General features: G+C 58.2%; 13 protein-coding genes and 1 tRNA gene. 5 read left to right on the top strand and 9 right to left on the bottom strand.

Annotated elements, in window-relative coordinates; all coding sequences use genetic code 11:
- Nucleotides 1-351 precede the first annotated feature (351 nt).
- Entirely contained in the window at nucleotides 352-528 is a 177-nt protein-coding gene (locus KIH75_RS03580; RefSeq protein ID WP_219055431.1) for a hypothetical protein, read from the top strand.
- 168 nt (nucleotides 529-696) lie between these two features.
- On the opposite strand, the gene KIH75_RS03575 is transcribed toward KIH75_RS03580, so the two are convergent.
- Nucleotides 697-769: transfer RNA gene (locus KIH75_RS03575), tRNA-Arg, on the bottom strand.
- A 201-nt stretch (nucleotides 770-970) separates the two neighbouring features.
- On the opposite strand from KIH75_RS03575, the gene KIH75_RS03570 reads away from it, so the two are divergent.
- The gene (locus tag KIH75_RS03570; protein ID WP_219055430.1) at nucleotides 971-1,600 is read left to right on the top strand and encodes a CYTH domain-containing protein; all 630 of its coding nucleotides are present in this window, start codon (nucleotides 971-973) and stop codon (nucleotides 1,598-1,600) included.
- A 41-nt stretch (nucleotides 1,601-1,641) separates the two neighbouring features.
- On the opposite strand, the gene KIH75_RS03565 is transcribed toward KIH75_RS03570, so the two are convergent.
- The 3 genes from KIH75_RS03565 to KIH75_RS10080 form a co-directional block, all read right to left on the bottom strand.
- Nucleotides 1,642-2,610, bottom strand: a complete 969-nt coding sequence (locus KIH75_RS03565; RefSeq protein WP_219055429.1) for a co-chaperone YbbN — start codon at nucleotides 2,608-2,610, stop codon at nucleotides 1,642-1,644.
- Between the two features lie 121 nt (nucleotides 2,611-2,731).
- On the bottom strand, nucleotides 2,732-3,736 hold the full coding sequence (locus KIH75_RS03560) for a DUF8094 domain-containing protein (protein WP_219055428.1): 1,005 nt from the start codon (nucleotides 3,734-3,736) through the stop codon (nucleotides 2,732-2,734).
- Complete coding sequence (locus KIH75_RS10080) at nucleotides 3,736-5,292, bottom strand: MSCRAMM family adhesin SdrC (RefSeq protein WP_236028015.1); 1,557 nt, start codon at nucleotides 5,290-5,292, stop codon at nucleotides 3,736-3,738. Before KIH75_RS10080 ends, KIH75_RS03560 begins: the two co-directional genes overlap by 1 nt.
- A 68-nt stretch (nucleotides 5,293-5,360) precedes the next feature.
- Here KIH75_RS10080 and KIH75_RS03550 point away from each other — a divergent pair, with 68 nt between their 5' ends.
- Nucleotides 5,361-6,335, top strand: coding sequence for an FKBP-type peptidyl-prolyl cis-trans isomerase (locus KIH75_RS03550; RefSeq protein WP_236028014.1), 975 nt, complete (start codon nucleotides 5,361-5,363; stop codon nucleotides 6,333-6,335).
- Nucleotides 6,336-6,452: 117 nt separating this feature from the next.
- Here KIH75_RS03550 and KIH75_RS03545 read toward each other — a convergent pair whose 3' ends face one another.
- The 4 genes from KIH75_RS03545 to KIH75_RS03530 are packed head-to-tail and all read right to left on the bottom strand — an operon-like array spanning nucleotide 6,453 to nucleotide 9,308.
- Nucleotides 6,453-7,088, bottom strand: a complete 636-nt coding sequence (locus tag KIH75_RS03545; protein ID WP_219055427.1) for an ABC transporter ATP-binding protein — start codon at nucleotides 7,086-7,088, stop codon at nucleotides 6,453-6,455.
- Between the two features lie 27 nt (nucleotides 7,089-7,115).
- Complete coding sequence (locus KIH75_RS03540; RefSeq protein WP_219055426.1) at nucleotides 7,116-7,775, bottom strand: hypothetical protein; 660 nt, start codon at nucleotides 7,773-7,775, stop codon at nucleotides 7,116-7,118.
- Nucleotides 7,772-8,464 (bottom strand): beta-carotene 15,15'-monooxygenase, encoded by a 693-nt coding sequence (locus KIH75_RS03535; RefSeq protein ID WP_219055425.1) that lies wholly within the window; start codon nucleotides 8,462-8,464, stop codon nucleotides 7,772-7,774. Before KIH75_RS03535 ends, KIH75_RS03540 begins: the two co-directional genes overlap by 4 nt.
- Nucleotides 8,454-9,308, bottom strand: a complete 855-nt coding sequence (locus KIH75_RS03530; RefSeq protein WP_236028013.1) for an ABC transporter permease — start codon at nucleotides 9,306-9,308, stop codon at nucleotides 8,454-8,456. The genes KIH75_RS03535 and KIH75_RS03530 overlap by 11 nt, the downstream gene beginning before the upstream one ends.
- A gap of 718 nt (nucleotides 9,309-10,026) precedes the next feature.
- Here KIH75_RS03530 and KIH75_RS03525 point away from each other — a divergent pair.
- Complete coding sequence (locus KIH75_RS03525) at nucleotides 10,027-10,641, top strand: LuxR C-terminal-related transcriptional regulator (protein WP_338024281.1); 615 nt, start codon at nucleotides 10,027-10,029, stop codon at nucleotides 10,639-10,641.
- A gap of 252 nt (nucleotides 10,642-10,893) precedes the next feature.
- Complete coding sequence (locus KIH75_RS03520; protein WP_236028012.1) at nucleotides 10,894-11,913, top strand: sensor histidine kinase; 1,020 nt, start codon at nucleotides 10,894-10,896, stop codon at nucleotides 11,911-11,913.
- A gap of 25 nt (nucleotides 11,914-11,938) precedes the next feature.
- Here the strand turns inward: KIH75_RS03520 and nucS are convergent, their stop codons facing one another.
- Entirely contained in the window at nucleotides 11,939-12,643 is a 705-nt protein-coding gene (gene nucS, locus KIH75_RS03515; RefSeq protein ID WP_219055424.1) for an endonuclease NucS, read from the bottom strand.
- Nucleotides 12,644-12,648: the final 5 nt, after the last annotated feature.

Genomic DNA, 12,648 nt, shown 5'->3' with positions numbered 1-12,648 from the left:
CCAAATCGAAGACGCAACGATTCAGGGACTAACAAACCCAAGGGCCGGCACCCATCGGCTGGATACCGGCCCTCGCGGCACAAACAGGGGATGGAGAGTAGCCACCCCATCGGATCGGCCCACCCGCAAAAGCTTGGTTTCGCCGCCACTTAAAGTGTGGATGGTTCACGCGCCTCACCGACTCCTTCATCATAGACCAGTTCTATAGACTTCGCTATCAATCGATACGATGGGATTCGCCGTCTTGTGACCAGTCACGCGGACACATCACGGCCCGTTCCGCTACAAGGCGGGGCTGCCCATCGACCGCGCCAGCGGGCAGTTGGCGCGGCACAAAAGAAAGGCGCAGCAATGCGCAAGAGCAATGAGAAGCCACCGGAAGGAGGACCGCTGCTGCTCGCATTCGCGACGGTGTTCATCGTCATAGTGGCGACAAGAATCGACACCTTGACGGCCGACATTATCGCCGTAGCCTTCACCGGCTATACGTTCGTCGCCGATTATCGCAACAATAAGCGGGAATCCTAAGGTGAAGGGTGTTCAGCCAGCCACAAAGGCCAGTTGAACACCCAGCTTCTCATCCTCAACCCTATACTCTCCAGCATCAGCTCCGATGATTCATAATCAACCCCAAGCGGGCACCGGATTCACGGCATGAAAAAAGGGCTTCCGACGTATCGTCGAAAACCCTTGCGGTGGGCTTGATGGGGATCGAACCCACGACCTTCTGTTCCGGAGACAGACGCTCTATCCACTGAGCTACAAACCCGAGCAACTCCCCTACTCTACACCATCTGAACGAAAACCTCAGCCACCAAACACACCGAATGCCCCAATCGCGCCCCGCACCCGCGCAGCGGACCACAAACCCAAGGCAAACCTAGGGCGAACCCGATAAAACCCAATAAAAAAGCCGAAATCGCCGCGCTTCGCCCAACCGCGCCGTAATAAAACCGTCTAGACTTGAGTTATGTCCGAGCCAATGAATGATTTCGAATACGAGCGCCGCTTCTTCTGCCATGCGCTGCCCGGCGAATATCGTAAGGACAATTCGCCGGAACTGGTCATCCAGAGCTATTACGTGCATTCCGACAATTACGCGCTGCGCGTGCGCCTCACGTCGCGAAGCATCAACCTTGTCATGGATTGCGACACGTACCCCATCGACGTGCTGCACGACTACCGCGACGCCTTCTCCCACGCCTACGTAACGGTGAAAGGGCCGGCCTCGCTGGGCACACGGTATGAGAAGGAAATGGAGATCGATACGCGCATCGCGGCGGAACTGATCACGCGCGGCGGCGACACGGTCATCAAGAACCGCTATTCCGTGTGGATCGCCGAGGACGGCTGGAATGTGGACGTGTTCGGCGCGACGAATGCGCCGCTTATCATCGCCGAAGCCGCGCGCAGCGGCCCGGTGACGAATCTGACGATTCCGAAGTTCTGCCTGACCGAAGTCACCGATCAGCCGCGATTCAGCAACGAAAGCCTGGCCGCCAGTCCGTTCAGCAGGTGGGCGGGCGAGTTCGAGGCCGAGCTGAGCGAGAAGGGCCCCAGCTTCCAGCAGGTGTTCGGCACGAACAAGATGGGCGATTAATAAGGCGTTCCGCGGAAACCACGGAACGCCCATACAACGGCTCAGTACATCAGCGTGGCGAGACGGCGTCGTGCCGCCGCCAGACGCGGATCGCCGGTTTCAGGAATGGTGAAGTATTCAAGCAGACGCTGGCGCACCGGCTCGATATCCGCCTTATGCCCGGCCGCCACGAAATCAAGCAGACGGTCGAACGCATCCTGGATCTGACCGCCGATCATGTCGATATCGGCCACGGCAAGCTGCGCTTCCACGTCATCCGGGCGATCGGCGGCGGCGGTGCGCACTTCGCGCACGTTCGCCGTGGCGGAACGCGCCAGCAGCAGCGCCTTGGAACGCTCACGCGCGGCGAGCGCATCGTTCGGATCGGCTTCGAGCACCTGCTCGTATGCGGCTGCGGCACCGGCATAGTCGCCGGCCTGCGCAAGCTGGTACGCTTCCTGATGCTCGGGCGGCACCACGGAAGCGGGGTTCGCGGCGCCCTCATCCTGCGCTCCGGCCTCGTCGGGGTCGCCGGAGTACGGTGCGGTGCCGTTCACGCCGGCCTGCTGGGCCATGGCCACGATCTTCGGCAGCACCTGTTCGGTGATCTGCTGCATTTCCTCGTCGGTGGGAAGCCCCTGCAGCAGCGGCATCGGGCGGCCTCCGATCAGGGCGAACATCGCCGGAGCGCCCTGCACTTGCAGCGCTTGGGCGATATTCGGGTTGGTTGCGATGTCGATGCGGGACATCTGAATCTGGCCGTTCATCGCGTTGACCGCGTCGGCGAGCTTGCGTGCCATCGGGAACAGTCGGTCATCGGTTGGAATCCACAGGAACAGCAGGATCGGGAACGTGGCCGAGGTTTGCACCATCGCCTGGAACGTGTTTTCGGTGGTGTCGATCACGTATCCGCCGGCTGCCGGCGCTCCACCGGCCTGACCGGGTTCGGCTTTGACCTGGTGCTTCAATGCCTCCAAGTCGACTGCGCCCGCCAACGAAACGCCCGGATTGAACTGCTGCTGACCTGCCATGGTGTCCTCCCAAAACAAAAATCGTTGCTGGCTTAACTATAAGTACCAGCAACGATTTCATGTTGCGCGCAATGCCCTGTTTTTCATGGCCGCAATGTGGTATACGGCCTTCTCGCGCGGCTTACAGGGCCTCCACCTTGATGGGCTGGCGTTCCGCACCCACGGCAGTGATCTGCTGGCCGGATCCGGCTGCCGGCACCCACAGCGCAATCACGTTCACATAGGTGACCTTCATCGTGCTGGTGGCCTTGCCGCCGCCGAACAGCGCCTTCTCCTCATCCGAGGCGGGCAACGATTCTCGGCCCTCGCCGGCCTGACGTGTCCATGTGGAATCGATACGGGCCACGACCAGATCGCCACCGTCCGCCGAACGCATGATCTTAATCTGATCCTTCGGCACGGTGAACACCTGCTGCTGCGTGCCCTTGTTCGCTTCCATGCCCTGCTGCACCGTGGCGGACAGCTTCTGCAGATCCTCACGGAACATGTCGTCGGCGAAGTCCTTCTTGAACTTGCTGGAGTCGCCGCTGTTGAGCAGGTCGCAGTATTCGTTGACCGCTTCGGCGGGGGTCGCCACCAGTTTGGAATCCTTCGCCGTGCCCATTTCGCTGCCCAGCTTGGGCACTTCGAACTTCGGCAGCTTCGCGCCCTGGAACAGCCTTGCGACGCCCCACAGCTTGTAGTTGTCGCGGGCGGAATCCTGGGTTAGTACCAGAAGCCTCTTGGACTGCTGGTCGTCGGTTGTGGTCGTGATGGTGAACACGGTGCGCGGCCATCCGTCGTTGACGGGGATGACGGTTTGCGTGATCTTGCGCGGAATGGTCGCCTTGGCCTGCAGTTTGCCGGTCGCGCGGGCGATGGTGAGTTCGCTGGTGCGCACGTCGAGCTGCGGTCCGGTGACGCGTTCGGCCAGGCCGTCCGCGCTTTTGCTGTTGTCCGCGGCGTCGAGCACGTCGAGGATCTTATTGCGGATCGCCTTTTCCTGGGCCGTGCTCAGGTCGGGCGTGGTCTTTTCGGATGAGGTCGACGTGACCTGCGGAACCTGACCTTCGCATGCCGCGAGGGAGACGAGCATTCCGGCGCTGGCGATAAGCGCCGTGATTCTGGTCAAAGTACGTTTGTTCATCAGGCTTCCTCCTCTTCGGCGGATTCCTCATCGGAAGGTGCGCTCTCGGCGGAGTCCGTATCGTTATCGTCGGATTCGTTCGATTCGGCGGATTCGTTCGATTCGGCGGATTCATCGGATTCGGTTTCTTCCGACACCGTATCGTCCGAATCTGCGGATTCGCTGTCAGCGGATTCGGATTCGCCCTCAACGTCGGCTGCAACCTCAGTCTCGGCCTCAGTTTCCTCCGACACCTCTTCCGTTTCGGTGCCGGCCTCATCCTCGGCTTCATCCTCAGCTTCATCCTCGGCTGCCGACTCGGTTTCCGGTTCAGTCCCCGGTTCAGTCTCCGGTTCGGTTTCCTGCGCGGCCTCCTGCTCGGGCTCGAACACGGACTGGGCTTCAGGCTTGAACACGGACTCAGGCTCAGACTCAGACTCGGTCTCTCTGTCGCCCTCGCTCTCGGCCGCATCCGCCGCATCCTCAGCCTCGGAATCGGTTCCCGTTCCGGCACCGAAGGATTCGCCGGCCTCCTGCGCCAAACGCGCGAAGTATGCCTGCAGTTCGTCGGCGGAAATCACCGACGTCTCCTCGCCCACCGACTCGTCATCGCTTCCCGCGTCACCGGCGGCATCCGCCACCAGGTTGCGTGCGGACGGATCGACCACAGTCGGCTGCGCGGCCTCCTCACCAGCACCGGCGGCATGCCTACGGCTCCTCTTGGACCGCGGCTTGAACGCGGAAGCCAAGCCACTCAGGCTTCCGGCCACGGCATCCTTCACCGACACTTCCTCGGCCGGCTGCTGCTCTTCGGGCTGAAGCTGATCGGCCATACCGGTCACCACGCGCTTGTTGCGGCGGCGATGCGGCGGCATGGCGAATACGGATGCGGTCAGCACCGCGCCCAACGCCAGCAATCCGCCGACGAAGTAGAACGGCATCGCGAAATCAGGCAGGGTCTTACGCGTCCACGTGAAGGAAACGTCCGCACTTTGCTTCTTGCCCAAATCGATGAGCAGCACGTCGGAACTGTCTTTGGCGTTGACTTCGGTTTCAACGTTCCTCTCGTCGCATGTCACGGCACGCCACATGTCGGAATCCTTGAAATCGACTTCCGTCGACCCCTCGGCTGCGGCATCGGCGGACGCATTCGCGCTTCCGGCGACCTTCTCCGTGCTCAACGTCGACCAATCCTGAAGACCGGTCACTCGCGTATACGTTTCGCCGGACAGCCATCCCGTGGCATCCTTGGCCGAAGCGGAGGCGATGCAAACCTTCTCCGCCCCGCTCACCGACACGTTCACTTTCACATCATCGTCGACCAGACCGCTCACACCGGGGTCCGTCACGACATAACGGCTTCCGGACACCTGCGTCTGCGCCGTAATCGTACGGCTGGGCTTCCATTCGGTGGCGTTCATAAGACCAAGCCCGATGGATGCTACGGCGAGCAGACCCAGGATCGGTGTCACCACACCGCGCATCAGCCTCGCATGGTGACGCGCCTTTTTTTCTGCACTTGGCTCGTTATCCATGGCTTCGACCTCGGATTCGTTTGTCCGTTTCAAAAAACTCATAGCGTCACCATTCTAACAATAGGGCGTTATAGCCGGAAAATCAGGGTTCCCGGCTAGAGTGATATGTCATGCATTCACATAAGATCACCATGCTGCTCCGCTCCGCTCTGGCGGCCGGATGCGCGCTGGCCATGTGCGCCACGCTTGCCGGTTGTTCCAACGGCTCCTCCGACTCCTCCAGTTCCGCCAAGGATTCCTCCGATTCCTCCAAGCAGACGATCAATATGGACCAGATCTCCGGAATCACCGCCACCGGTAAGCTCGGCGAGAAGCCGAAGGTCTCCTTCAAAACCCCGATGACGGTGCAGAACAACACTTACGCGATTCTGCAGAAGGGCGACGGCGATACCATCCAGAAGGGCGACCGCGTGTGCGCCCAGGGCATCGCGATGAACGTCAAGGACGGTTCCGAACTGATGAGCTCGTGGGAGAAGAACACTCCCGACTGCTCCATCCTGCTGTCCGATTCCAACCTCAAGCAGATCGAACCGTACAAGACGATGGTCGGCCAGAAGCTCAACACGTCCATCGCGTTCGGCATCAACGACAGCAATTCCGCGAACACCTCCTACATCCTCGTCTACACGCTCGTGTCCAAGTCGAAGGATCTCACCCGTGCGGAAGGCGATAAGGTCGCCGACATTCCGGCCTCGCTGCCGAAGGTGACGCTGGGCAAGAACGGCAAGCCTTCGATCGATATGAACGGCCAGAAGTCGGTCGACAAGCAGATCACCCAGACGCTCATCAAGGGCAAGGGCACGAAGATCACCGATTCCATGACCGCGGTGGTGAAGTACACCGGTTGGACGACCGACGGCAAGCAGTTCGATTCCTCGTGGGATAAGAACACCACCTTCGACGCCGATGTCTCCTCCTCCGGCCAGATCATCCAGGGTTGGAAGGATGGTCTGATCGGTCAGACGGTCGGCTCGCAGGTCCTGCTGGTGATTCCGCCGGACAAGGGTTACGGCGATAAGGCCTCCGGCTCGATTCCGGCGAATTCGACGCTGGTATTCGTGGTCGATATCCTCGCCGCGTACTGATCGGCGGCCGCCGGTTGTCCGTAACGGATTCCGGCTGATATAGCGAAGAAGCCTTCCCGGGGTACCGGGAAGGCTTCTTTTTTGGTCTGTGGTTCAGTTGGCGGTTCAGTCCGTGGTTCAGTCTGCTGGGCGTAGAACGCCATCGCGCATCGTATAGCAGTAATCGGCGATCTGATTGAGCTCGTCGTAATGATGTGACGCGATGATGACGGTGGCGCCCCGCTCCCGTTGGCGTCGCATCTCCTCAAGGAACATCGCCACGGATTCCTGATCCAGTCCGTTCGTCGGCTCGTCCAGCACGATCAGATGCTGATGCTCCATCAACGCCTGTACGATGGCGAGTTTCTGCCGCATACCCAACGAATACGATTTCACTTTGTCATCGACATGGTCCAACAAATCGAACAACCGCAGCAACCGTTCCGTTTCCTCCTGATCGAAATCCCTATTGATTCCAGCCAGATATTTCAGATTCTGCATGCCCGTTTCAGACAGCACGAACCCCGGATTCTCAATGATCACCCCCACGGAGTCCGGCAACTTCCGGTTGAACACGACTGGCTCGCCGTTCATGGTGACCGTGCCTGCGTCCAGCCGGATGAACCCGCAGATAGCACGCAGCAGCATGGTTTTGCCCGAACCGTTCGGCCCTACCACGCCGTAGATTCTTCCACGTTCGAATCCGGCGCTGACGTCTCGCAGCACGTTCTTGTTCTTGATGCTCTTCGACACATGGTCAATGTCGATGTACATGATGTTCTCCTTACGAAACCAAGAAGGTCAGATGATTTCCAAACGTTCGAATAGCGCATAGTTCGCCGCGATCAGCCCTGCCGTCAGAACCCCTAACGCCACACTCCAATTCGGCACGCCTGTAGGCGATTCGAGCAGCCAACGCATCAACGGCGCATAGGACAGCGGCACGATGTACATCACCATTGCCGCAAGATAACCGTAGGGGCGATTCCTGCCGAGATAACCCAGATTGATGGCCAACACCAGCACCAGCAGCGTCCATCCCGCGCACACCGCGCCAATCACCAGCGGCTTGGAAGACGCATACACCACATGAAGGGCCACAGCCAGCTGCACTCCGGCGTAGACGAGGCAGTACACCGCTACCATCGCGCAATATCCGAGGAATCTCGGTAAGCCGCGAGGTCTACGCACGTACACCATCGTTTCGGGAATACTGAGGTATTCCGAGGGGCGTTCAAGCATCAACGCCACACCGACAACCATGAATCCGATGGCGTACAGATTGCTTTCCAAACCGGACGGCATATACGGGTCAGGAACGCGGAACATGCCGATGAATATCCTGCAATCCTGACCGCTCGTGTAGAAGCGGTATGTCATCACCGCGTACATGGTCACGATCATGAGGCGCAGGCCGTTGCCCTCACGCAGCACTTGGACGGCTCTCTTCCACACCATCATGTCAGTCTCAATCTGTCGCTTCTGCCGAAAGCGACCACGTTCGCCATAATCATAAGCATGCAGTACCCAAGGAAGGGAACTACCTGTTGGATGAACACCGTCCGCCAGGAATCGCCGATCGGGTACCAGAAGTAGAAGGCATATCGGGTCAGGTCGCCGGCCATGGGTTTCAAACAGAAATCGGCGATGATGAACACGACGATGATCGGCGGCAACACCTGCCCCCAATCCATGCCCATGTTCATCAGCAGCCAAACCGCCAATGTCACCGACATGTTCATCATGAACAATTGCGCCAGCATAATCGCGCACAGCGTCCACTGCCGTGGGTCGGTCAGGCTTTCCTTCAGCACATTCGCGATGACGAACACAGCCCAGACGGTCAGGGAAACAGCAACCGATACGAACACCGACCATGCGGCATTCAAACGGAACTCATCGGCGGGATTCCGCCGCACCCGCTCGAAGGCGCCGAACCGCGCGCATCCCATGCAGAACAGTATGAGGTTCGCGGGCAGAACCACACGTTCCGCCATCTCCACCATGCACCCCTGGTACAGATCGAGCAGGGAAAAGGGCTGTTGCAGTACCGAAACGAGATACGCCATGCCGCATATTCCGGCCAGCAGCATCGCCCTCTTCGCATTGGAGGAAAGCCGTTGCAGTGGCGTGAACAGCTCACCGGTCATGGAGCCTCCTTTGCAGCCAGCACAGCATGGCGGTTATCGCGGGAAGACCCACAAGCGTTATCGCGATGCCTATGAGATTCGGCACCTTCGCATAAAGCGATTCGAAGCCATCAATCGCCAAATACAAAACAGGATTCAACTCCTCTGTGTGCTCCGGCATTGGAACTATCGCAGGAAACATCCACCACAACAGCAGGAAAGCAACCGGCACCAGCACCTCAACGTTCTTATGCTTCACAAATGGCGAAATCGCAACCGCCAAACATGTAAATAATCCTGAGACAACAGCCACCAGTAGCCCAACCACTGCGATACATAATGGCTGACTCAACTTATAGATCGGATAAGCCCAACCTTCAGACCAAATCAATATGTACTGGAAACTCGCAATTTCCGTATCAGAGCTCTCCACACCGTCGATAAACGTCAGATGCGGATTTCTGACCGCCGAAAATACGAGACTCATGACATACGGAAGCACTCCTCCCAAGGCCCCCAGCAGGAACCCGGAGCATAACGACGTACGTTCCACAACACCATAACTGGAGCGAGCTTGAAGCAACAATAATCTGCCGCTACGCCGTTCCGTGGCCAGCACGCTGCCGCCCGCCAACGCGGCTAAAAAGGGGAACAGGAATTCATACAACGTCGTTCCGCTACCATATGAATCGAACAGCAGTACTTCATCCAGAAACGTCGGCTCATGCCACGGAATTCTGTAACCAAGATGCCGCATCGTCCACCATTGGATTACGACCAAAGAAAATGAGAGAACGACGACCACGGCAAACCGAATGCTGAGCAACCCCCTTTTCAGCTGCGCTTGCAGTAAAATGCCATCCATTATTCAGCCTTCCCTATATTCCGATCCTGAAATGGGATATCTGATTGTCCAAAGGCAACCAGATATCCCAGCTACATCAATCAGACAGAATCAGGACTCCATACACCCCATGCCTGTGTTGTTGATGGATATTTACCTGCATTTTGCAACCGCAGATGAATCTGGCATGGCCTGTTCCCGTTGTTTTCAAATGCATACTGACTGATCTTTCTCGACTGGCCTGTTGTAAAGGTTACAGTGCTGGAGTTCACATCATTATTGGAAAATCCAAGTGCCCATGCACGAATCTTCCGGTTGCCTGTAACGGAATCCGCCTTGATGTACGCATAGGAAGCATCCTGCTTCTGCCTATTCGGTGTATCTGCGGTTTCTCATTTCTTCAGATATGCGCTCCACGCGGTATCAGCATGATTATTGGCCATAGCCGGTGCCGCGAAACAGAACATGGAGGCAATCGCGACTATGACGGCTGCGCACCATTTCCCCACTTTGTTCATACTCAGAGATTTCATCTTTGGAACTCCTTGTCTCTGTATGGTTCGTAAGACATCTTGTCTTACGGAACCCAATGTATGCGGGTAGGGACTGCCATCCCAGCACATCTGCAGTAAACTGCAGACCGTTTCACGAAACGGCATCATCCAGCAGCACAGCATTGCGATACACTGCAAGCATGATGCCTAGGGGGAATAATGCCGTTCGGAACGTACGCATCGGTGTGCTCGACAACGACGCCTGCGCAATGCAATACATCACATTGATGCTAAACCAGTTGAATCATAGAAACGGGTTGGAGTTGAGCCTCTGGTCGACGACGTTCCCGACACGAGCCATACAGGAATGCCAGTCCGGCAACAGCCCCACCGACATACTGTTTCTTGACATGGCCTTGAACGGAGTCACAGGACCGCAAGTCGCACGGATCCTTCATCAGGTCTCCCCCACGACCGCGATCATCGGCATGACCTCATACGAGCCGGAACTGTATCGGGCGGAGGCATCGCAGGCCGGTATTCCGACGATTCTGGACAAAACAACGCTTTCCGAGCAACTGCCTTCGGCAATCACCGACATACTGCACACTCCACGCCCCGCCTTTGCGCCCACCACCACTCCGACCGACATCGAAGCCACAACCATGCCGAGACTCACCAATGCCGAGCAACGCATTCTTACACTCAGCGCATCCGGGTTGAACACAAAACAGATCGCGACACGACTCGGCATCTCCGCGGACACGGTTTTCTCCCATCGCCGCAATATCAAAACGAAATTCCACGCCTCCGATTGGCATGATGTCATCGCGACATGTCGACGGGCACATATCATCTGACGCAATCGGGCATAACCTGGCATACCTGGCATAACCTGACGTAGCCCAGCGCCCTTCCCATTCAAGGAACGATCGATGCAACATCCCACCATCATTCGTCGAGGAATCGCAACCCGGCTCGCGGCGCATGCACCACATGGCGCATTCGCCGCAGTCGTTGGTCTTCTGGGGGCCATCGCGGTCATTAACGTCGGCGTCGATTGGGTGTCTGACTGGTCGCGCTGGCCTTGGCACCTCGGTTGCGCACTCATCATGATTCTCACCACAGGATGGTTCGCGTCCGTTCCGAATCACGGCTGCTACGCGATCATCGCCTTATCCGTGGCCGATTTCCTCTTCGGCGGAATCGCGTTCGTACCAATGCTGCTTCTGGCGCTGCTTGCGGTGGGATTCATCGGTTATTCGGATCTCATCGAAGCCGTTCTGGCCGGTATCGCGTTGCTTGGCGCCATCGTCCTCTCCCCTTATGCCGTCGCGTTCCCGACAATCAACAACAATCTGCTTTCCTTCCCGTGCCTTGTTGCGTTGACGCTGTGCGTCAGCACGCTCATCCGCAAGAACGGCGAACAGCAACGGCACATGCAACGGGAGCAGACACTGCTCGCCAACGCCGGTATCGCGCAGAATCTTCATGACTATACGACGAACGATCTGAGCGACATCGTCATGATGGCCGAGCATCAGCTGTCGACCTGTGAGGAAGGTCAGCGCGAAGTATGGTCGAATATTCGCGCTATGGCTCTTGACGCCCTAACACACACCAGAAAAGCCATCCTCACGCTCGAAGATGACAAAGCCCCTATCCGGCAGGATGGAACGGCACCTTCCCCTCAGCCTGATACCGGGAACGCCCTGCGTGAACTTGACGAGGTTATCCATGTATGCCGGGGCAATCTTGCGACAGGTGGTTTCTCCGGCGACGTAATCCGCTTGGGCACGGAACCGTCCTCCATCGATGGCGACACGGCAGTATTGATACTCGGCCTCATACGGGAGCTTTTCGGCAATATCGCCAAACACGCCGACCCTTCCGGCAGGTACACCATGCTGATCGCATGGTCGGCAGACTCATGCAGCATCGATCTTTCCGACAAGCCAAAACCGAACGCCGGCGCCGGCCTGCACTCCGGCTTGGAACGGTACCGGAAAGCCGTCGAAGCGATTCACGGGCAGTGGGCCGTTGAACGTTCCACCGACCGATGGGATTTCCACGCGGCGATTCCGTTGCGGAACACGACCGGCGAACCGATGCCCAAGCCGGGCAATAAATAAACCGGAAACCGAATCGGAAACAGGCCTAGAAGAGTCGTAGCGAATCGTCTTCCGTGCCCTTCATCTCCTCGTAGTCGAGGATCAGGCAACGGAATCCGCGGTCTTCGGCGAGTACGCGGGCCTGCGGGGTGATGGTCTGCGCGGCGAAGATGCCATGCACCGGCGCGAGCAGCGGGTCGCGGTTCAGCAGTTCGCAGTAGCGGGTGAGCTGTTCCACGCCGTCGATGCCGCCATGTCGTTTGATTTCGATGGCGACGTGTTCGCCGTTCGCATCGGTGGCCATGATGTCCACCGGGCCGATGGCGGTCGGGTATTCACGGCGGACGAGTTTCGCGCCTTCGCCGATGCGTTCGATCTGTTCGGCCAGGTAATGCTGCAGGTGGTCTTCGACGCCGTCCTTGATGAGTCCCGGATCCTCGCCCAGATCGTAGGTTTCGTCGGAGTAGATGTGCTGCAGGGTGACTTCGAGCACGTCGGAGGTTTTGTCGGATGTCACGCGAAGCACTTTTTCGGGTGCGGGCGTATCCACGTCGTCGTCCGCGTTCGGCGGGGTGATGTCCTTGAGCGTGCAGGGGGCCGCCATCCAGTTCAGCGGCTTGTATGATCCCAGTTCGGAGAAGATCAGCAGGCTGTTGTCGGCCTTGACCAGCAGCACGCGTTTGGCGAGCGGCAGCGAGGCGTTCAGACGGCCCGAATATTCGGCAGAGCAATCGGCAACCAAAATTCGCATAACAG

The organism is Bifidobacterium pongonis (assembly GCF_019331805.1).
Classification (GTDB): Bacteria; Actinomycetota; Actinomycetes; order Actinomycetales; family Bifidobacteriaceae; genus Bifidobacterium; species Bifidobacterium pongonis.
This window is presented reverse-complemented; position numbering and strand designations above follow the sequence as displayed.

Excerpts from the sequence above, each read along its gene's own strand:
- KIH75_RS03545 (WP_219055427.1), bottom strand. The coding sequence starts at position 7,088 with ATGTACATCGACATTGACCATGTGTCGAAGAGCATCAAGAACAAGAAC.
- nucS (WP_219055424.1), bottom strand. The coding sequence starts at position 12,643 with ATGCGAATTTTGGTTGCCGATTGCTCTGCCGAATATTCGGGCCGTCTG.
- KIH75_RS03550 (WP_236028014.1), top strand. The coding sequence starts at position 5,361 with ATGCATTCACATAAGATCACCATGCTGCTCCGCTCCGCTCTGGCGGCC.
- KIH75_RS03540 (WP_219055426.1), bottom strand. The coding sequence starts at position 7,775 with ATGATGGTGTGGAAGAGAGCCGTCCAAGTGCTGCGTGAGGGCAACGGC.
- KIH75_RS03535 (WP_219055425.1), bottom strand. The coding sequence starts at position 8,464 with ATGACCGGTGAGCTGTTCACGCCACTGCAACGGCTTTCCTCCAATGCG.
- KIH75_RS03565 (WP_219055429.1), bottom strand. The coding sequence starts at position 2,610 with ATGGCAGGTCAGCAGCAGTTCAATCCGGGCGTTTCGTTGGCGGGCGCA.
- KIH75_RS03520 (WP_236028012.1), top strand. The coding sequence starts at position 10,894 with ATGATTCTCACCACAGGATGGTTCGCGTCCGTTCCGAATCACGGCTGC.
- KIH75_RS03560 (WP_219055428.1), bottom strand. The coding sequence starts at position 3,736 with ATGAACAAACGTACTTTGACCAGAATCACGGCGCTTATCGCCAGCGCC.
- KIH75_RS03570 (WP_219055430.1), top strand. The coding sequence starts at position 971 with ATGTCCGAGCCAATGAATGATTTCGAATACGAGCGCCGCTTCTTCTGC.
- KIH75_RS03530 (WP_236028013.1), bottom strand. The coding sequence starts at position 9,308 with ATGGATGGCATTTTACTGCAAGCGCAGCTGAAAAGGGGGTTGCTCAGC.
- KIH75_RS10080 (WP_236028015.1), bottom strand. The coding sequence starts at position 5,292 with ATGAGTTTTTTGAAACGGACAAACGAATCCGAGGTCGAAGCCATGGAT.
- KIH75_RS03580 (WP_219055431.1), top strand. The coding sequence starts at position 352 with ATGCGCAAGAGCAATGAGAAGCCACCGGAAGGAGGACCGCTGCTGCTC.